Below are 18,568 nucleotides of genomic sequence, written 5' to 3'. Positions count from 1 at the left end.
ACGCTTGCACCGTGACGGTGCTCACACGGTGAGAGGGCGGTCCGAGGGGTTGACGGGACGCGGGAGACGCGACGGCTTGCCGGAGAGCCAGGCGTCGACGTGGTGGGCCGCTGCGCGACCCTCTGCGATGGCCCAGACGATGAGCGACTGGCCACGACCCGCGTCGCCCGCCACGAAAACACCGGGGACCGACGACATGTAGTCCGAGCCGCGCTGCACGTTGGACCGCTCGTCCAGCTCGACACCGAGCTGGGAGACGAGCGCCTCGGTCTGCGGGCCGAGGAAGCCCATGGCGAGCAGGACGAGCTGCGCCGGCAGCACCCGCTCGGAACCTTCGACGGCGTCGAAGCCGGTCTCACCACGCGTGACCTCATGGACGCGGAGTCCGCTCACCCGGCCCTCGTCGTCGCTGAGGACCTCCTGGGTGCTCACGGCATACATCCGGTCGCCGCCCTCCTCGTGCGCCGAGGCGACCCGGAAGAGCATCGGGTACGTCGGCCAGGGTTGGCCGTGGGCCCGGATCTCGCCGGGCTGCGGCATGATCTCGAGGCTCGTCACGGACCGGGCACCCTGACGGTGTGACGTGCCGATGCAGTCGGCGCCAGTGTCGCCGCCTCCAATGACGATGACGTCCTTGCCGGTGGCCGTGACCTGACCGTCAACGGTCTCACCGATGGCCACCCGGTTGGCCGGAGGGAGGAAGTCCATCGCCTGCACGACACCGTCAGCCTCGCGACCGGGGACGTCGAGGTCGCGCGGCACGGTGGCACCCATCGCGATGACGACCGCGTCGTAGCGGGCACGCAACTGCTCCCACGTGACGTCCGTGCCGACGTCGACGGAGCTGCGGAACCGGGTGCCCTCGGCCTGCATCTGCTGCAGACGGCGGTCGAGCACCGCCTTCTCCATCTTGAACTCGGGGATGCCATAGCGCAGGAGGCCGCCGGGCCGGTCTGCCTTCTCGTAGACGGCCACGGTGTGGCCGGCACGCGTGAGCTGCTGGGCAGCAGCCAGACCGGCCGGACCCGAGCCCACGACCGCCACGGTCTTGCCCGACAGTCGCTCCGGTGGGCGAGGTGCGACACCGCCGTCGGCGAAGGCCTTTTCGATCGTCGTGACCTCGACCTGCTTGATCGTCACGGCTGGCTGGTTGATGCCCAGGACGCAGGCCGTCTCACACGGAGCCGGACACAGCCGACCAGTGAACTCCGGGAAGTTGTTCGTGGCGTGCAGTCGCTCGATGGCCGTGCGCCAGTCACCGCGCCACGCGAGGTCGTTCCACTCGGGGATGAGGTTCCCGAGCGGGCAACCGCTGTGACAGAAGGGAATGCCGCAGTCCATGCAGCGACCAGCCTGCTGCTGGAGCTGGCCGAGCTCCTGCTCCTCGTAGACCTCGCGCCAGTCCTTGATGCGGACCGGGACGGGACGACGGGCCGGGAGCTCGCGCTCGCGGTTCTTGAGAAAGCCTTGGGGATCAGCCACGGGAAGCCTCCATGATTCGGTCCCAGACCTCGGTGCCCTCAAGGTCGAGGCCCTCGGCCTCGGCTGCGGCACGCACGTCGAGGACACGCTGGTAGTCGCGGGGAAGGATCAGGGAGAACCGCTCGCGGGCGGCTTCCCAGTCCGCGAGCAGTCCGGAGGCGACGGCCGACCCCGTGTGCTCGTGATGACGCTGGACAAGGTCACGGAGGACCTCGGTGTCGGACTCACGCAGCGGAGTGACGTCGACAAGTTCGCGGTTGACCTTCGTCTGGTCGAGGTCGAGCACGTAGGCGACGCCTCCGGACATGCCGGCCGCCACGTTGCGCCCGGTCGAGCCAAGGATGACGGCGGTGCCACCGGTCATGTACTCGAGGCCGTGGTCACCGACCCCTTCGACCACCGCGGAGATTCCGGAGTTGCGGACGCAGAAACGCTCGCCCACGCGGCCTCGCAGGAAGATCTCACCGGACGTCGCGCCGTAGCCGATGACGTTGCCGGCGATGACATTGTCCTCGGCCGTGAGCGGCGCTACCGGGTCCGGCGCCACCACGACTCGACCACCCGAAAGGCCCTTGCCGACGTAGTCGTTGGCGTCGCCCACGAGCCGCAGGGTGATCCCAGCAGGCACGAAGGCACCGAAGCTCTGGCCCGCCGACCCGCGCAGGGTGAGGTCGATCGTGCCATCCGGCAGTCCGGCCGCGTGGACGCGAGTGACCTCGTGTCCGAGCATCGTGCCGACTGTGCGATTGACGTTGCGCACGGAGAACTCGCCCGTCACCCGGGTGCCGTTGTCGATGGCGTCCCGGGCCACGGCGATGAGCTCGTGGTCCAGGGCCTTCTCAAGGCCGTGGTCCTGACCGATCGTGTGTCGCTTGCCCGAGCCGTCGGGGCTCTCCACCTCGGTGAGGATCGGCGCGAGGTCGAGGCCCGAGGCCTTCCAGTGCGCGACCGCCTTGGTGGTGTCGAGCGCGGTGATCTGGCCAATGGCCTCCTCGATGCTGCGGAAACCGAGTGACGCCAGGTGCTCGCGGACCTCCTCGGCGATGTACTCGAAGAAGGTCTCGACGAACTCCGGCTTCCCGGTGTAGCGCGAACGCAGCTCGGGGTTCTGGGTGGCGATGCCCACAGGGCACGTGTCGAGGTGGCAGACGCGCATGAGGATGCAGCCGCTGACGACGAGTGGCGCTGTGGCGAAGCCGAACTCCTCAGCACCCAGCAGGGCGGCGATGACGACATCCCGACCGGTCTTGATCTGACCGTCGACCTGGACGACGATCCGGTCGCGCAGTCCGTTGAGGACCAGCGTCTGCTGGGTCTCGGCGAGACCCAACTCCCAGGGTCCGCCCGCGTGCTTGAGGGAGGTCAGGGGCGACGCTCCGGTGCCACCGTCGTGGCCCGAGATCAGCACGACGTCCGCGTGGGCCTTCGACACGCCGGCCGCGACCGTGCCCACACCGATCTCGGACACGAGCTTGACGTGGATCCGAGCCTGCGGGTTGGCGTTCTTGAGGTCGTGGATGAGCTGGGCGAGATCCTCGATCGAGTAGATGTCGTGGTGGGGCGGCGGGCTGATGAGACCCACGCCCGGGGTGCTGTGGCGCGTCCGCGCCACCCACGGGTAGACCTTGGGACCGGGCAGTTGTCCGCCCTCCCCCGGCTTGGCGCCCTGCGCCATCTTGATCTGGATGTCATCGGCGTGGGTCAGGTAGACGGACGTGACGCCGAAGCGTCCGGACGCCACCTGCTTGATCGCCGAGCGGCGTTCGGGGTCGAGCAATCGCTCGACGTCCTCGCCGCCCTCGCCCGTGTTGGAGCGACCGCCAAGGCGGTTCATGGCGACAGCGAGCGTCTCGTGCGCCTCCTTGCTGATCGAGCCGTAGCTCATGGCACCGGTGTTGAACCGCTTGACGATCTCGCTCACGGGCTCGACCTCGTCGATCGAGATCGGCTCGCGTTGCGCGCGGCCGCCGAGTTCGAAGAGGCCACGGAGCGTCATGAGTCGCTCAGCCTGGTTGTCGATCCGCTCGGTGTACTGCTTGAAGATGTCGTAGCGGCGCTCACGCGTCGCGTGCTGCAGGCGGAAGACCGTGTCCGGATCGAACAGGTGCGGTTCGCCCTCACGACGCCACTGGTACTCGCCACCCACCTTGAGCTTGCGGTGGGCCAGGATGACGCCGTCCGTCGGGTACGCCGAGTCGTGACGAGCAGCCGTCTCCTGGGCGATGACGTCGAGACCGATGCCGCCGAGCTGGGACACCGTTCCGGTGAAGTACTCGTCCACGAGTTCCTGCGCGAGGCCCAGGGCCTCGAAGACCTGGGCGCCTCGGTAGGACGCCACCGTCGAGATGCCCATCTTGGACATCACCTTGAGGATGCCCTTGCCGAGCGCCTTGATGAGGTTCTTGACGGCCTGCTCGGCGGTCACACCGGTGATCGCACCCGTCGCGACCATGTCCTCGACAGTCTCCATGGCGAGGTAGGGGTTGATCGCTGCCGCGCCGAAGCCGACGAGGAGCGCGACGTGGTGCACCTCGCGGACGTCACCGGCCTCGACGAGCAGACCCACCATGTTGCGGGTCTTCTCGCGAATCAGGTGATGGTGGACGGCCGAGGTCAGCAGCAGGGACGGGATCGGTGCGTGGTCGCGATCCGAGTCACGGTCGGAGAGCACGACGAACCGGGCACCAGAGGCAATCGCCTGGCTCACCTCGGCGCAGATCTCATCGAGGCGGGACCGGAGGGCCGGCTCCCCCTCGTCGACCAGGTAGGTGCCCCGCACGACGTGGGTCGCGTAGCCGGGGAGGTCTCCATCCGCGTTGATGTGGACGATCTTGGCCAGTTGGTCGTTGTCGATGACCGGGAAGGGCAGGACGACCTGGCGGGCGTGGGCCGGCGTGGCCTCCAGCATGTTGCCCTCGGGGCCGATGACGGTCCCGAGCGAGGTGACGAGCTCCTCGCGAATGGCATCGAGCGGCGGATTGGTCACCTGGGCGAACAGCTGGGTGAAGTAGTCGAAGAGCAGGCGCGGCTTGTCGGAAAGCACGGCCACGGGCGAGTCGGTCCCCATCGAGCCCAGTGCCTCACCACCGGTCCGTGCCATCGGCGCGAGGATGATCTTGAGTTCTTCCTCGGTGTAGCCAAAGGTCCGCTGGCGACGGGCGACGGAGGCTGCCGTGTGCACGATGTGCTCGCGCTCGGGAAGGTCCTCGAGGCTCAGCAGACCGGCGTGCAGCCACTCCTCATAGGGGTGCTCGGCAGCCAACTCGGACTTGACCTCGTCATCGCTGACGATGCGACCTGCGGCCGTGTCGATGAGGAACATCCGGCCGGGTTGCAGGCGGCCTCGCTTGACGACGGTTTCGGTCGGAAGGTCGAGCACGCCCGCCTCCGACGCCAGGACCACGAGGCCGTCCTCGGTGACCCAGTAGCGTCCGGGGCGCAGGCCGTTGCGGTCGAGCACGGCCCCGATGAGCGTGCCGTCGGTGAAGGCCACACACGCGGGGCCATCCCACGGCTCCATGAAGGTGGAGTGGAACTCGTAGAACGCTCGACGCGCCGGGTCCATGTCGGCGTGGTTCTCCCACGCCTCGGGGATCATCATGAGGACGGCATGGGGCAGAGAGCGGCCACCGAGGTGGATGAGCTCCAGGACCTCGTCGAAGCTGGCCGAGTCCGACGCGTCCGGGGTGCACACGGGGAAGAGCCGGTCGAGGTCGCCGGGGAACACATCGGACACGAGCTGGCTCTCGCGCGCTCGCATCCAGTTGCGGTTGCCCTTGACGGTGTTGATCTCACCGTTGTGGGCCATGAGCCGGTAGGGGTGGGCCAGCGGCCAGCTCGGGAAGGTGTTGGTCGAGAAGCGCGAGTGCACCAGGGCGAGCTCGGTCGCGAATCGCTCGTCCGACAGGTCAGGGAAGAACGGCTCGAGCTGTCCCGTGGTGAGCATGCCCTTGTAGACGATCGTGCGTGCCGAGAGCGACGGGAAGTAGACCTCGACCTCACGCTCGGCACGCTTGCGCAGGCAGAAGGCGAGCCGGTCCAGCTCCAGGCCGCGCACGGCGGCGCCGGGGGCTGCGACGAAGATCTGGCGGAAGAACGGCATACAGGCCCTGGCCATGTCGCCGACGAGTTCGGGCGTTGCCGGGACATCGCGCCAGCCGAGGACCTCGAGGCCTTCCTCGGTGGCGATGCGCGCGATCCGTTCCTCGGCGGCGGCGCGCTCCGCGTCGTCCTGCGGCAGGTAGGCCATGCCCGCGGCATACGCCCCCGCCACCGGCAGGTCGATGTCGAGCACCGCCCGGAAGAACGCGTCGGGCACCTGAGTGAGGATTCCGGCTCCGTCACCGACCAAGGGGTCGGCACCGGTGGCGCCGCGGTGGTCCAGGTTCCGCAGGGCCGTGAGCGCGTGCTCGACGATGTCGTGACCGGCGGTCCCGCGCATCGTGGCGACCATCGCAACGCCGCAGGCGTCGTGCTCGTGGTCGCGCCGGTACAAGCCGGTGTCGGCCGGATGGGCGGAGAAGCGCGTCAGGGACACGTCGGGTCACCGTCCTCAGGAGTCGGGGGCCGGGAACTCAGGGATTCCGGGCACGGGAAGGTCTTCGGACGCGGACAGCACTGGCCACGTTGCGAGGGATGCTATCCCACGCGCGTCTTGCAATGCGAGCGGACATATCTCACATCGTGGATGGTTGCGAAGCCGTCCGCTGAGCCCTCCGCCGGGTGTGGAGGACGATGCCCACACCGATGAGGAAGACGATGATGCTGGTCCACACGTTGAGTCGCTGGCCAAGGATCAGTTCGGCCTCGTCAGTCCGCATCTTCTCGATGATGATCCGCCCGATCGGGTAGCCGGCGACGTAGAGCCCGAAGAGCTGACCGCGGGCGAGGTTCCATCGCCGGTCGACCAGGAGCAGGAGGGCTGCGAGCAACAGGACGAACAGGGATTCGTAGAGGAAGGTGGGGTGGAACGTGCCGAGCACGACCGGCTCCCCGTTCTCGACCACCGCGCGGCCGGCGGCGTTGTCCCACTGGTGAATCTCGAGCGCCCAGGGAACGTCGGTGGGCTCGCCGTACAACTCGTTGTTGAACCAGTTCCCCCACCGCCCGATCCCCTGCGCGATGGCGACCCCGGGGGCGGCTGCATCGGCGAAGTCGAGGAAGTTCACTCCGGTGCGACGGCAGCCGATCCATGCGCCCAGCGCTCCCAGGGCGATCGCTCCCCAGATGCCAAGACCTCCCTCCCAGATCTTGAGGGCGTCGACCGGGTTTCCTTCGGGACCCCAGTAGGGATCCGGGGTCGTGATGACGTGATAGATCCGGCCACCGATGATGCCTGCCACGACGGCGTATGCCGCGACGTCCAGTGCCTGACCCGGCTCACCTCCGCGTTGGCGCAGCCTGCGGTCCGTGAGCCAGACGGCGACGACGATGCCCAGCAGGATGCACAGCGCATAGCCCCTGATGGGGAGTGGCCCCAGGTGGAGGACGCCGGCCGTCGGGCTGGGGATGACTGCAGGGATCACTTCGTGGCTCCTTCGATGGCCTGGACGAGCGCCGCGGCGGTGCTCACTTGGGTGAAGTCGACCTTCTCGCCCGCAAGGAGCACCGTAGGGGTGCCGTTGATGCCCGCCTTCGCGGAGGCCTCCTCCGTGGACTCGACGTAGGTGGCGTAGGTCCGCTCGTCGACGCACGCGGTCCAGGCCTCCAGCGCCTCGCCGGACACGCCTGCGTTCACGGCGAAGGCCTTCGTCTGGGCGGCTGACCAGCCCTGGCCCGTCTGGGCGGGAACATGGGCGAAGACCTCGTCATGGAAGGCCTGGAACTTCCCGGCGTCGGCCGCGCAGATGGCGGCATTGCCCATCATGAGCGAGTGTTCGACCCCGACGTTCGCGTCGATGATGGTCTTCAGGTGATAGACGAGTTTGATCCTGCCCTGGGCGGCGAGGTCCCGAATCGTGGCCCCCATGACCTGCTCGAACTCGGCGCACGCGGGACATTGGAAGTCCTCGTAGATGTCGAGGGTGGGCGCCCCGGCGAGCAGCTTCACATCCGCGTTGGCGACGAAGCCTTCACCCATCCCGCCGGCAGCCGCGGGGACCGCCGTGCTCGAGCCGGCACCCTCCTGCGCGGTCCTGCCGTTGATGACGACGCCTGCCACCACGGCAACGATGGCAAGGATCGCCACGGCCGCGCCGACGACGATGGGCGTGACGCTCCCACCACCTCGGGTCTGCGCCGGCACAGGTGCCTCCGGGGTTCGAGGCTGGGGCGATGCCTCGTGAGAGTTCACTGCGCCGCCGCCGAAGCAGCCTCAGTCGTGCTCACCGCGCTGCTTCCCTCACTCCCCTGGCCAGATCAGTCGTCAACTCGCGCAACGTGTCGATGCGGTGTCCGAGTTCCCCGTCACCGCCGAGGGCACGAACAAGGGCGGTCCCCACGATCACTCCATCGGCGTACTGAGCGAGCTCAGCAGCCTGGTCCCCGTTGGACACGCCCAACCCGACGCACACCGGGAGGTCGGTCACCGCCTTGGTCCTGGCGACGAGATCACGTGCCGCCGAGCCCACGGTCGATCGCTCCCCGGTCACGCCCATCGTGGACGCGGCGTAGACGAATCCGCGGGTCGCGCTGGTCACCCGCTCCAGACGCTCCTGCGTGGAACTCGGTGCGACGAGGAAGACCCGGTCGAGGCCCTCGCGTTCGCTCGCGGCGATCCAGTCGTCGGCCTCGTCGGGGATGAGGTCTGGCGTGATCAGTCCGGCGCCCCCCGCGGCCGCCAGCTCCGCGGCGTAGCGATCGACGCCCCTGCGGAGGATGAGGTTCCAGTAGCTCATGACCAGAGCCGGCGCCCCGGCGTCGCGGACCGCCTGGGTTGCCCGGAATCCATCGACGACGTGCGTGCCCCCGCTCAGAGCGGCCTCGACCGCATGCTGGATCACGGGCCCGTCCATGAGCGGGTCGGAGTACGGGAGCCCCACCTCGACGATGTCGACCCCTGACTCGACCATGGCGACCATGGCGCGAATGGAACCCTCGACGTCGGGGAAGCCCACCGGCAGGTAGCCGATCAGAGCCGCACGGCCCTCGGCCTTGCACCGCGCGAGGACGTCGGCGACCCCGAGGTTGCGCTCAGCCATGCGAACCACCGGACTCGCTCGAGTCCTCAGGGCTTTCGTCGACGAGGCCACTCTGTTGGGCCTTGCTCCTCGACCCTTCGGGCCTCCCTCGTTCCTCGCCCGTTGCCTCCGGGCCTTCGTCGACGAGGCCACTCTGTTGGGCCTTGCTCCTCGACCCTTCGGGCCTCCCTCGTTCCTCGCCCGTTGCCTCCGGGCCTTCGTCGACGAGGCCAAACCACTCAGCTGCGGTGTGCATGTCCTTGTCGCCGCGGCCGGAGAGGTTCACGAGAATGATCGCGTCCGGCCCCAGCTCGCGCCCGAGGACGAGTGCTCCGGCGAGCGCGTGCGCTGACTCGAGCGCCGGGATGATGCCCTCGGTTCGGCACAGGATCGAGAACGCCTCCATGGCCTGCTCGTCGGTCGCGAAGATGTAGTCCGCACGTCCGGTGTCGCGCAGGAAGGAATGCTCAGGGCCGACGCTCGGGTAGTCGAGTCCGGCCGAGACGGAGTGGGACTCGACGGTCTGGCCGTCCTCGTCCTGCATGAGGTAGCTCATTGCGCCGTGGAGCACCCCGGGCACGGCAGTGGCGAATCGCGCCGCGTGCCGACCGTCGAGGCCTTCTCCCCCGGCCTCCACGCCCACCAGGCGCACACCGTCATCCTCGATGAAGCGATGGAAGATGCCCATGGCGTTCGAGCCGCCACCGACGCACGCGACGACCGCGTCGGGCAGTCGACCGGTCAGCTCCAGGACCTGCGCGCGGGCCTCGACTCCGATGATCCGGTGGAAGTCACGCACCATCTCGGGGAACGGGTGCGGCCCGGTCACCGTGCCGATGAGGTAGTGGGTGTGCTCGACATTGGTGACCCAGTCGCGTAGCGCCTCGTTGATGGCGTCCTTGAGCGTGGCGCTCCCCTGCTCGACGGCAACGACTTCGGCGCCGAGCATCCGCATGCGCGCGACGTTGAGGGCCTGGCGCTCGGTGTCGACCTTGCCCATGTAGACCCGGCATTCGAGGCCCATGAGTGCTGCCGCTGTCGCCGTGGCGACGCCGTGCTGGCCCGCCCCTGTCTCGGCGATGACGCGCGTCTTGCCCATGCGCTTGGTCAGCAGCGCCTGAGCGATGACGTTGTTGATCTTGTGCGAACCGGTGTGGTTGAGGTCCTCGCGCTTGAGGATGATGCGTGCCCCACCGGCATGGGCAGCGAAGCGGGGCACCTCCGTGATGATGCTCGGCCGACCCGTATAGGTCCGGTGCAGCTGCTCGAGCTCGGCGAGGAACACCGGGTCCTGCATGGCCGCCAGACGCGCCGCATCGAGCTCTTCGAGCGCGGGAATGAGCGCCTCGGGGACGTAGCGGCCTCCGAACTCCCCGAAACGACCGGTTGTCACGCGTGCTCCGGCTCTGTGCGCGCGCCTGCAGCCACGATGCTACGCACCATGGCGCTCGTGTCCGCGCCCCGCACGAGAGCCTCACCGACGAGCACGGCGTCGGCACCCTGCGCGGCATACATCCGTGCGTCATCGGCGCCGGAGATGCCCGACTCTGCCACGGTGACGATCCCCGGTGGGATCAGCGGCACGAGGCGGGAGAACGTGTCCGCGTGCACCTCGAGCGTCTTGAGGTTGCGGGCGTTCACGCCGATGACGCGGGCGCCCGCGTCCACCGCTCGCTGGGTCTCGCCTTCGTCGTGCACCTCGACCAGCGCTGTCATACCGAGGTCATGGGCCAGTGTGTGCATGCGCACCAATTCGTCGTCGGTGAGCGACGCCACGATGAGGAGGATGATGTCGGCGCCGTGCGCGCGCGCCTCCCAGAGTTGGTAGTCGGTGACCATGAAGTCCTTGCGCAGGACCGGGATGGTCACCGCCTCACGCACCGCGTCCAGGTCATCGAGGCTGCCGTTGAAGCGACGACCCTCGGTGAGAACGCTGATGGCCGTGGCCCCGGCGTCGGCGTAGGCCACGGCGAGCGACGCAGGATCGGGGATCTCGGCGAGGGCACCCTTGCTCGGACTGGCCCTCTTGACCTCGGCGATGAGGGAGAGCCCGTCGGCACGCAGGAGGGCCTCGGCATCGATGGGCGCGGCAGCGTCAGCGACCCGACGCTCGAGGTCGGCCAGACTCACCTGCTCGGCGCGGACGGCCAGGTCCTCCCGGACACCGGCGACGATGGCGTCGAGCACGGTGGTCATCAGGGCGTCGACTCAGGAGAGGTTGGCGTCACGGCGCGCCACCGCGCCGTTGACCCCATAACCGGCGAGCGCGAGCACCTTGCCCGCGACGAGGCCGACGATGGCCAGCACCACGCCGCCGATGAACAGCGGCACGTTGGGGAACGCAACCGCGAGGGACATGACTGCCGTGGCGACGAGAACGATGCCGACCATGACCCAGGCCGCGAGGCTGTTGCCGTGGTTGTCGTCGTCGTGCTCAGCCATGAGATGCCTCCCGAAGAGATGTGTGTTCGCGCGTCATTGTGTCAGGTGCGCGGCGGCGGGCCCACATCGGTGGGGTCTTCGCCCGCACTGAGCTGATCCCAGTCACTCTCGGGCGTGCGCCCCGGAGCCTCGTAGCGCGGCGACAGTCCGGTCGCTGCCTTCTTGGCTCCCGCGAGACCGGCCACGGCACTCCCCGCGAGGGCGAACCCGAGCATCGCGATCCACGGCCAGATCGCCACGGATGCATGGGTCTCGAGAGACCCGGTCCGACCCGCCGCGGCGGCGGCGATCGGCCCCAGAACGGCTTCGGGGTCAAGCACGACCCTGGCGACGGTGACGAGTCCGGCGAGGATCGCGCAGCCCGTGAGGACGAGCGCCACCAGACGGACCCGCGGACCGGCGGTTGCCGAGGCCACGGCTCCCGCCACGACGACGAGAGCCAGGGCAACCATGCCGCTGGCGGACTCGGCTCCGGTCGCGTCGACCGAGCGCGCCCCCAGCACGACATCGTCCACCGAGCCGGTGAGCCAGGTGCGCGAGGCAGTGACGACCACCACCAGCGCTCCCAGGATCACCAGCAACACGAGCACCCCACGTCGCCGCAGCAGACTCATGAGACGGACCTGAGGGCTGACGCCGTGGCGACGGCACGGAGTACCGCCGTGGCCTTGGCAATGCACTCGTCGTTCTCGTTCCGCGGCACCGAATCCGCGACGATTCCGGCGCCTGCCTGGACATGCGCGGTGCCGCCGTCGATGAGCGCGGTACGGATGGCGATCGCCATGTCGAGGTCGCCGTGGAAGTCGAGGTAGCCCACGACGCCACCGTAGACACCCCGACGCGAGGGCTCGTAGCCCTCGATCAGCGCGAGAGCCCGCGGCTTGGGCGCGCCCGACAGGGTCCCTGCCGGGAACGTCGAGACGAGCACGTCGTAGGCACGCACCCCCTTGCGCAGTTCCCCCACCACGGTCGACTCGAGGTGCATGACGTGGCTGTAGCGGCGGACATCCATGAACTCCACGACGTCGACGGTGCCGGGCTGACAGACGCGGCCCAGGTCATTCCGCCCGAGGTCGACGAGCATCACGTGCTCGGAGCGCTCCTTGGGATCGCCCAGGAGGTCCTCGGCCAGCCTGACGTCGTCCTCGGGTGACTTGCCACGTGGACGCGAGCCGGCGATCGGGTGGGTGATCGCCTGCGTCCCCGTCACCTTGACGAGGGCCTCCGGCGAGCTGCCGACGACGTCGTATGGCGTTCCGTCCGGTCGCGTGAACCGGAAGAGGTACATGTAGGGGCTGGGATTACCCGCCCGCAGGGCGCGATAGACGTCGAGTGCCTCTGCCGGACAGGGCATGGAGAAGCGCTGCGAGAGCACGACCTGGAACACCTCGCCCGCCCGGATGTCCTCCTTCGCGCTCTCGACCATGTCCTCGTAGTCGTCGCGTGAGAGGTTGCCGGTGACGGTCTCCAGGGCGGCCTCGACCACCTCGGGGTCGACGACGGACACCGTGCTGTCGGCACTCGCCGCGAGGTCGAGTGTCATGGCGTCGAGCCGTGCCACGGCGTCGGCCCAGGCCAGTTCGACGCGCTCGTCGGTGGCGTCGTAGTTGATGGCGTTGGCGATGAGCAGGACCGAGCCGTCGGCGTGGTCGAGCACGGCGAGGTCGGTCGCGAGCATCATCGCGATCTCGGGGATGCGCAGCACGTCAGGAGTCGTCGATGGAACCTTCTCCCACCGGCGCACGGCGTCGTAGGAAATCATCCCGACCATCCCGCCGGTCAGCGGAGGAAGGCCCGGGATGGGATCGGTCGCGAGGGCTGCGACGGTGTCACGCAGGGCGTCGGTGGCCAGACCTGTCGTGGGAACCCCCACCGGTGGCTCGCCGATCCAGTGCGCCTCACCGTCCTTCTCCGTGAGCGTCGCGCGGCTGGCAACGCCGACGATCGAATAGCGCGACCACACCCCACCGTGCTCGGCCGACTCGAGCAGGAAGGTCCCCGGTCGGCTCTGGGCCAGTTTGCGATAGAGCCCGACCGGTGTCTCCGCATCGGCCATGAGGCGCCGCACGACCGGGATGACGCGGCGGCTCTCGGCGAGGACCGAGAAGACGTCGAGCGAGGGCCATGTGGCACCGAACGACAGGTCGGGTGCCGGCTGTCCCTCTGCGTTCACTGCTGGGCCTCCCCCACGACGGCGTCGAGCGCCCCGGCGTCGAAGCAGGTGCGATCGCCCGTGTGGCAGGCAGCGCCGACCTGATCGACCCGCACGAGGAGTGCGTCACCGTCGCAGTCCAGCGCCACGGACTTCACGAACTGAACGTGACCAGAGGTGTCCCCCTTGCGCCAGTACTCCTGGCGGCTGCGGGACCAGAACGTCACGCGCCCCTCGCTCAGCGTGCGGCGGAGGGCCTCCGAATCCATCCAGCCCAGCATGAGGACCTCGCCGCTGTCATGCTGCTGGACAATCGCGGCGACGAGGCCTGCGGCGTCGAAGCGGAGACGGTCGGAGACTGAGGGGTCGAGATCTGGCACGCACGCCATTGTGCCGTCCGCCCCAGAACAGGGGAGGATGGGTCCATGTCGGCAGCCCCGGGACACATCGCGCGCAGGGAACGCTTCGACCTGTGCGAGACGCTCGTACGCGTGGGTCCCGACGCACCCACCCTCTGTATGCCGTGGACGACCCGGGACCTCGCGGCTCACCTCGTCGTTCGTGAGGGTCGCCCCGACCTCGCATCCGGCATCTGGGTGCCCTTCCTCAAGGAGCGCACGGAGCGCGAGCAGGCGAGGCTCGCCGCGCAGCCGTGGCCGGATCTCATCGAGGCGGTGCGGTCTGGACCTCCGGGATGGCACCCCGCGCAACTCCCTGCCGTCGACAACGCCGTGAACTTCGCCGAGATGGTCGTCCACCACGAGGACGTCCTGCGAGGGGACGGTGAACCCGGCCCCCGTCGGGAGGCCGACGCCCACCTCGAGGCGGCCGTGTGGGCTCTGCTCTCGCGCATGGGCCGACTCCTCTTCCGTCGCGTCCCCGTCGGGGTCGAGCTTCACGCGCCCGGTCGCAACTCACTCACGGTGCGCGGTGGGGACGAGACCGTTCACGTCACGGGAGCACCGCTGGAACTGTTGCTCACGGCATACGGGAGAAGGAATGTCGCCGAGATCGAGGTGAGTGGGTCTCCCGAGGCGGCCACGCAGTTCGAGACGGCGAGTTTCGGTCTCTGACGTTCAGCGGACGGGATGACCGTCGGCGCGCAGCGCTGCCTTGACCTCGCCGATCGTGAGGTCGCCGAAGTGGAAGACGCTCGCGGCGAGGACGGCATCGGCCCCGGCACGGACGGCCGGGGCGAAATGCTCGACTGCGCCCGCTCCCCCGCTCGCGACCACCGGAATGCTGACCTCGCGGCGCACCCGCTCGATGAGGTCGAGGTCGAATCCTGCCTTGGTTCCGTCGGCGTCCATGGAGTTGAGGAGAATCTCACCGGCGCCGAGTTCGGCCGCCCGGACACACCACGCGATGCCGTCCAGGCCGGTCCCCTGCCGTCCGCCGTGCGTGGTCACCTCGAAGTCGCCTGTCGGCACCCCTTCGTCGTTGCGCCGACGCCGCACGTCCGCCGAGAGCACGAGCACCTGGGCCCCGAAGCGGTCGGCGGTCTCGGCGATGAGTTCGGGCCGGGCGATGGCAGCCGTGTTGACGCCCACCTTGTCGGCGCCGCTGCGGAGGAGTCGGTCCACGTCGTCGACGGTGCGCACTCCCCCTCCGACGGTGAGCGGGATGAACACCTGCTCGGCCGTGCGCCGCACGACGTCGTAGGTCGTGGCGCGGTCACCGCTGCTCGCCGTGACATCGAGGAAGGTCAGCTCGTCGGCACCCTGCTCGCCGTAGCTCCGCGCGAGCTCGACCGGGTCACCCGCGTCCCGGAGGTTCTCGAAGTTCACCCCTTTGACGACGCGTCCGGCGTCGACGTCGAGACAGGGGATGACACGGATGGCGACGCTCACCCGGGCAGGTTATCCGTCGCGGGCCCATGCTGAGTACGCCGTCCACCGAGCCGAGCTGCCCGGTGTGCGGACCGTGACGGCAGGGTCGGCGAGCGGCGGTCCTAGGGTTGACGACGTGACGATTGAGACCGTGACGGACGTGGATGCGCTGACGCGTCGGGTCCGCAGCCTCCTCGCGGAGCGTGGATCGCGGTGCGGCACAGTCACGCTCGTCGCCGTCGACGGTCCGAGCGGCTCCGGCAAGACCACCCTCGCGGGACAACTCGGCGAGGAGCTGGACGCGCTCGTCCTTCACGTCGACGACATGCACCAAGGCTGGACCGGACTCCTGGAGACGGTGTCCATCGCACGCTCCTCGCTCGTCGATGCCTGGTTGCGAGACGAGCCCGCGAGCCACCCGACCTGGGACTGGGACGACTCGGTCAGAGGGGCCGACGTGGCAGTCCCGCGAGCAGACCTCATCGTCCTCGAAGGTGTCGGTGCGTTCGCGATCGCCGGGCACGAGGCATCGGCCAAGGTGTGGGTCCAGGCGCCCGATGAGGATCGGCAGTCTCGGGCGATCGCCCGAGACGGAGAGGTCTTCGCGTCGCACTGGGACGTGTGGGCCGACCAGGAACGGCGTCTGTACACAGCGGCCCCCGGGCTTCCGGATGCCGACATCGTCCTCGACACTGGCGCGGCCCCTCCGGACGACGGCTTCGACGCGGGCCCGTCGATGTGGCTGGTGGTTCTCGGCGTCATCGCCGTGTCGCTGAGCATGCGGACCCTGATGACCTCGCTGCCTCCCCTCCTGCCACGCATTCGCGACGACCTCGGTCTGAGCTCCGTGTGGCTCGGGGTGCTGACGACGCTGCCCGTCCTCTGCATGGGCCTGCTCGCTCCGGCAGCAGCGCGACTGGGCCTCCGGCTCGGGGTGGTGCGCTGCATCTCGATCGCGATGGTGGCGGTCGCGATCGGCAATCTGGCTCGGGTTCTGGGCGCCCACGCCGTGGGCTCGCTCTATATCGGGACCCTGTGCGCCGGGGCCGGTATCGCCCTCGCCGGGACCCTCCTTCCGGGCATGGTCAAGGCTGCGTTCCCTGCGAACCGTGCCGGGCTCGCCACAGGCTTGCAGATGTTCGCGATGATGGGTGGTGCGGCCGTGGCTGCTGCCGTCTCAGTCCCGCTTGCTGACGCGTTGGGTGACTGGGACCTCTCGCTCGGCTTCTGGGGCGTCGTGGCCGCCATCGGCCTGCTCCTGTGGCTGCCCGTCGACCGCGCCGTGCACCGGGGCGGCGACCATGACCAGCACCCGCCGGACCTGAGTCACCGACTGCCGTGGCGCAGCGCCACGGCGTGGTGCGTCGCGGCCTACCTCGCGGTCCAGTCGTGGCAGTTCTACTCGACGTTGGCGTGGCTCTCACCCACCTATGTCGGACAGGGGTGGGCGCCGCAGGAAGCCGGGATTCTGCTCGCGGTCTTCACGGGAGTGCAGTTCGTCTCGGGGATGGTCGGGCCAGCCTTGACCGACCGGGTGGGCGATTGGCGCATCGTCCTCGTGGCCGTCGGACTCTGCGGGCTCGCCGGTCAGTTGGGCGTCTGGGCGGCCCCGGACGCGGCTCCGTGGTTGTGGGTGGTCCTGCTTGGCATCGCGCAGGGCGCGAGCTTCGCCATCGGACTCGTGCTCCTCGTTCGGTATGCCGTGTCGCCGGCTGCTGCTGCCCGCTTCACCGCGATGGCCTTCCTCGTGTGCTACACCGTCGCCTCGATGGGGCCGACGACGATGGGAGCAGTGCGCGACCTCACCGGTGGCTACTCGGCGATCTTCCTCGTGCTCGCGCTGCTCATGCTGGTCCAGCTGACGCTGACCCTGCTGCTGCGACCGGGCCGCGCACCAGTTCAGTGACTCGCCCACAACGTCAGCGTCAACGGCTGTTCTAGCACCCCCTCACGCTGACGTTGCGAGGAGCGCTTCAGGAGCGGCGCGAGTCTGCGACGAGGTCGGCGAGGCGCTGGGCCTCCGCGCGGGACGACGCCCCGTCGGCGCGCTGGATCGCCATCACGGCGACGGTCTCGGTGTCATGCAGGTGCAGGCTGGCCCACGGGTCACCCTCATCGAAGGTCACGTCCGCGATCTCGCCCCAGGAGATGTGCCGGCGACCGATGAGGTTCTGGACCGTGATCCCGGTGTCATCGGGCACGGCCTTGATGGCCGCCCAGCGCCACAGGGTGAGCGCCAGACCGACGCCGATGACCGCCATCATGACGCGGTCGGCGACGACCCAGCCGCCCTCGTCGACGCCGGCGACGAGCACCGACAGGGCGGCGAACAGGCCGACGGACACGACCGCCATGACGATCGCCATCAGGCGACCGCGACGTGACCTGAAGGGCTCCGGCGAGACCTGCTCCGTCACAGGCGGCACGCGGCGATGTCCGTCACGAGGATGGCGCGCGCGCCCATCTCGTAGAGGCGGTCCATGACCTGGTTGGTGCCTGATCGAGGGACCATCGCCCGGACGGCCTTCCACTCGGGGTTCTGGAGGTTCGAGACCGTCGGCGACTCGAGCCCGGGCGTGATCGCGCACGCCTCGTCGACGAGTGCGGCCGGGACGTCGTAGTCGAGCATCACGTAGTGGCGGGCCGTGACGACGCCGAGCATCCGCCGGCGGAGCACCTCGATCGCAGAATCCTCGTGGCTGCCATCGCGCCGGATGAGCACGGCCTCGCTCCGCAGAATGGGGTCACCGAAGACCTCGAGGCCCTGGCTGCGCAGCGTCGCGCCGGTCTCCACGACGTCAGCGATGACATCGGCGACACCAAGCGTGATGGCCGTCTCGACGGCGCCGTCCAGACGCACGACCTCGGCCTGGACGCCCTGCTCGGCGAGGTGCTTCTCGACCAGACCCTGATAGCTCGTGGCCACCTTGCGACCGGCAATGTCCGCAACGCTCGAAACGGTGCCGGGTCGGCCGGCATACCGGAAGGTCGAACCACCGAAGCCGAGCGTCATGACCTCGGTGGCGGCGCTTCCCGAGTCGAGGAGCAGGTCGCGACCGGTGATCCCGCAGTCGACGGTGCCGGATCCGACGTAGACAGCGATGTCGCGAGGCCGGAGATAGAACAGCTCGACGCCGTTGGCCTCGTCGTTGACGACAAGTTCCTTGGTGTCGCGACGGGTGCGGTAGCCCGCCTCCCGCAACATCTCGGCGGCGGGGTCGGCGAGGGAACCCTTGTTGGGAACAGCAATGCGCAGCATGGGAGCCCGTGTCTCAGAGGTGGGTGTAGACGTCGTCAAGGGTCAGGCCCTTGGCAACCATGAGGACCTGGAGGTGGTAGAGCAGCTGGGAGATCTCCTCGGCCGCCCGCTCGTCGCTCTCGTGCTCGGCGGCCATCCAGACCTCGGCGGCCTCCTCGACGATCTTCTTGCCGATGGCATGCACGCCGGCGTCGAGCTGGGCCACCGTGCCGGAACCCCCCGGGCGGGTCGCGGCCTTTTCGGTGAGCTCGGCGAACAGGGCGTCGAAGGTCTTCACGGCATCAAT

Annotated in this window: 17 protein-coding genes; 2 read left to right on the top strand and 15 right to left on the bottom strand. The window is 69.0% G+C overall.

The features are described 5' to 3' along the window. Window positions 1-21: 21 nt before the first annotated feature. The 11 genes from N802_RS09665 to hisI form a co-directional block, all read right to left on the bottom strand. On the bottom strand, window positions 22-1,482 hold the full coding sequence (locus N802_RS09665; RefSeq protein WP_035915387.1) for a glutamate synthase subunit beta: 1,461 nt from the start codon (window positions 1,480-1,482) through the stop codon (window positions 22-24). Further along, on the bottom strand, window positions 1,475-6,019 hold the full coding sequence (gene gltB / locus N802_RS09660) for a glutamate synthase large subunit (RefSeq protein ID WP_035915382.1): 4,545 nt from the start codon (window positions 6,017-6,019) through the stop codon (window positions 1,475-1,477). Before gltB ends, N802_RS09665 begins: the two co-directional genes overlap by 8 nt. Window positions 6,020-6,158: 139 nt before the next feature. Further along, on the bottom strand, window positions 6,159-7,007 hold the full coding sequence (lgt, locus tag N802_RS09655) for a prolipoprotein diacylglyceryl transferase (RefSeq protein ID WP_035915379.1): 849 nt from the start codon (window positions 7,005-7,007) through the stop codon (window positions 6,159-6,161). After that, on the bottom strand, window positions 7,004-7,726 hold the full coding sequence (locus N802_RS09650; RefSeq protein ID WP_052109743.1) for a DsbA family protein: 723 nt from the start codon (window positions 7,724-7,726) through the stop codon (window positions 7,004-7,006). Before N802_RS09650 ends, lgt begins: the two co-directional genes overlap by 4 nt. Window positions 7,727-7,805: 79 nt before the next feature. Next, a complete protein-coding gene (trpA, locus tag N802_RS09645; RefSeq protein WP_035915376.1) occupies window positions 7,806-8,621 on the bottom strand; it encodes a tryptophan synthase subunit alpha in 816 nt (271 codons plus the stop codon). Then, window positions 8,614-9,993 (bottom strand): tryptophan synthase subunit beta, encoded by a 1,380-nt coding sequence (trpB, locus tag N802_RS09640; protein WP_245613900.1) that lies wholly within the window; start codon window positions 9,991-9,993, stop codon window positions 8,614-8,616. Before trpB ends, trpA begins: the two co-directional genes overlap by 8 nt. Next, window positions 9,990-10,796, bottom strand: coding sequence for an indole-3-glycerol phosphate synthase TrpC (gene trpC / locus N802_RS09635; RefSeq protein ID WP_035915374.1), 807 nt, complete (start codon window positions 10,794-10,796; stop codon window positions 9,990-9,992). Before trpC ends, trpB begins: the two co-directional genes overlap by 4 nt. A gap of 12 nt (window positions 10,797-10,808) precedes the next feature. Then, window positions 10,809-11,042: an HGxxPAAW family protein gene (locus N802_RS09630; RefSeq protein WP_035915372.1), complete on the bottom strand. Its 234-nt coding sequence runs from the start codon at window positions 11,040-11,042 to the stop codon at window positions 10,809-10,811. Window positions 11,043-11,083: 41 nt separating this feature from the next. Continuing rightward, window positions 11,084-11,656 carry a Trp biosynthesis-associated membrane protein gene (locus tag N802_RS09625; RefSeq protein WP_035915370.1) on the bottom strand — a complete coding sequence of 191 codons (573 nt, stop codon included), beginning with the start codon at window positions 11,654-11,656 and terminating at the stop codon, window positions 11,084-11,086. After that, entirely contained in the window at window positions 11,653-13,215 is a 1,563-nt protein-coding gene (locus N802_RS09620) for an anthranilate synthase component I (RefSeq protein ID WP_035915368.1), read from the bottom strand. Before N802_RS09620 ends, N802_RS09625 begins: the two co-directional genes overlap by 4 nt. Continuing rightward, complete coding sequence (gene hisI / locus N802_RS09615) at window positions 13,212-13,583, bottom strand: phosphoribosyl-AMP cyclohydrolase (protein ID WP_035915365.1); 372 nt, start codon at window positions 13,581-13,583, stop codon at window positions 13,212-13,214. Before hisI ends, N802_RS09620 begins: the two co-directional genes overlap by 4 nt. Window positions 13,584-13,619: 36 nt before the next feature. Here hisI and N802_RS09610 point away from each other — a divergent pair, with 36 nt between their 5' ends. Beyond that, the gene (locus N802_RS09610) at window positions 13,620-14,267 is read left to right on the top strand and encodes a TIGR03085 family metal-binding protein (RefSeq protein ID WP_035915363.1); all 648 of its coding nucleotides are present in this window, start codon (window positions 13,620-13,622) and stop codon (window positions 14,265-14,267) included. A gap of 3 nt (window positions 14,268-14,270) precedes the next feature. Here N802_RS09610 and hisF read toward each other — a convergent pair whose 3' ends face one another. Then, window positions 14,271-15,044 (bottom strand): imidazole glycerol phosphate synthase subunit HisF, encoded by a 774-nt coding sequence (gene hisF, locus N802_RS09605; protein WP_035915360.1) that lies wholly within the window; start codon window positions 15,042-15,044, stop codon window positions 14,271-14,273. A gap of 115 nt (window positions 15,045-15,159) precedes the next feature. On the opposite strand from hisF, the gene N802_RS09600 reads away from it, so the two are divergent. Next, window positions 15,160-16,929: an MFS transporter gene (locus N802_RS09600; protein WP_245613899.1), complete on the top strand. Its 1,770-nt coding sequence runs from the start codon at window positions 15,160-15,162 to the stop codon at window positions 16,927-16,929. 67 nt (window positions 16,930-16,996) lie between these two features. On the opposite strand, the gene N802_RS09595 is transcribed toward N802_RS09600, so the two are convergent. The 3 genes from N802_RS09595 to N802_RS09585 are packed head-to-tail and all read right to left on the bottom strand — an operon-like array spanning window position 16,997 to window position 18,559. Then, the gene (locus tag N802_RS09595) at window positions 16,997-17,449 is read right to left on the bottom strand and encodes a PH domain-containing protein (protein ID WP_245613898.1); all 453 of its coding nucleotides are present in this window, start codon (window positions 17,447-17,449) and stop codon (window positions 16,997-16,999) included. Then, the gene (hisG, locus tag N802_RS09590) at window positions 17,437-18,282 is read right to left on the bottom strand and encodes an ATP phosphoribosyltransferase (protein WP_035915355.1); all 846 of its coding nucleotides are present in this window, start codon (window positions 18,280-18,282) and stop codon (window positions 17,437-17,439) included. The genes N802_RS09595 and hisG overlap by 13 nt, the downstream gene beginning before the upstream one ends. Before the next feature lie 13 nt (window positions 18,283-18,295). Continuing rightward, entirely contained in the window at window positions 18,296-18,559 is a 264-nt protein-coding gene (locus N802_RS09585; protein ID WP_035915353.1) for a phosphoribosyl-ATP diphosphatase, read from the bottom strand. Window positions 18,560-18,568: the final 9 nt, after the last annotated feature.

Origin of the sequence: Knoellia sinensis KCTC 19936 (assembly GCF_000768705.1) — a bacterium.
GTDB lineage: Bacteria > Actinomycetota > Actinomycetes > Actinomycetales > Dermatophilaceae > Knoellia > Knoellia sinensis.
The sequence above is the reverse complement of the archived record's forward strand: the minus strand, read 5'-3'. Positions and strand labels throughout refer to the sequence as shown.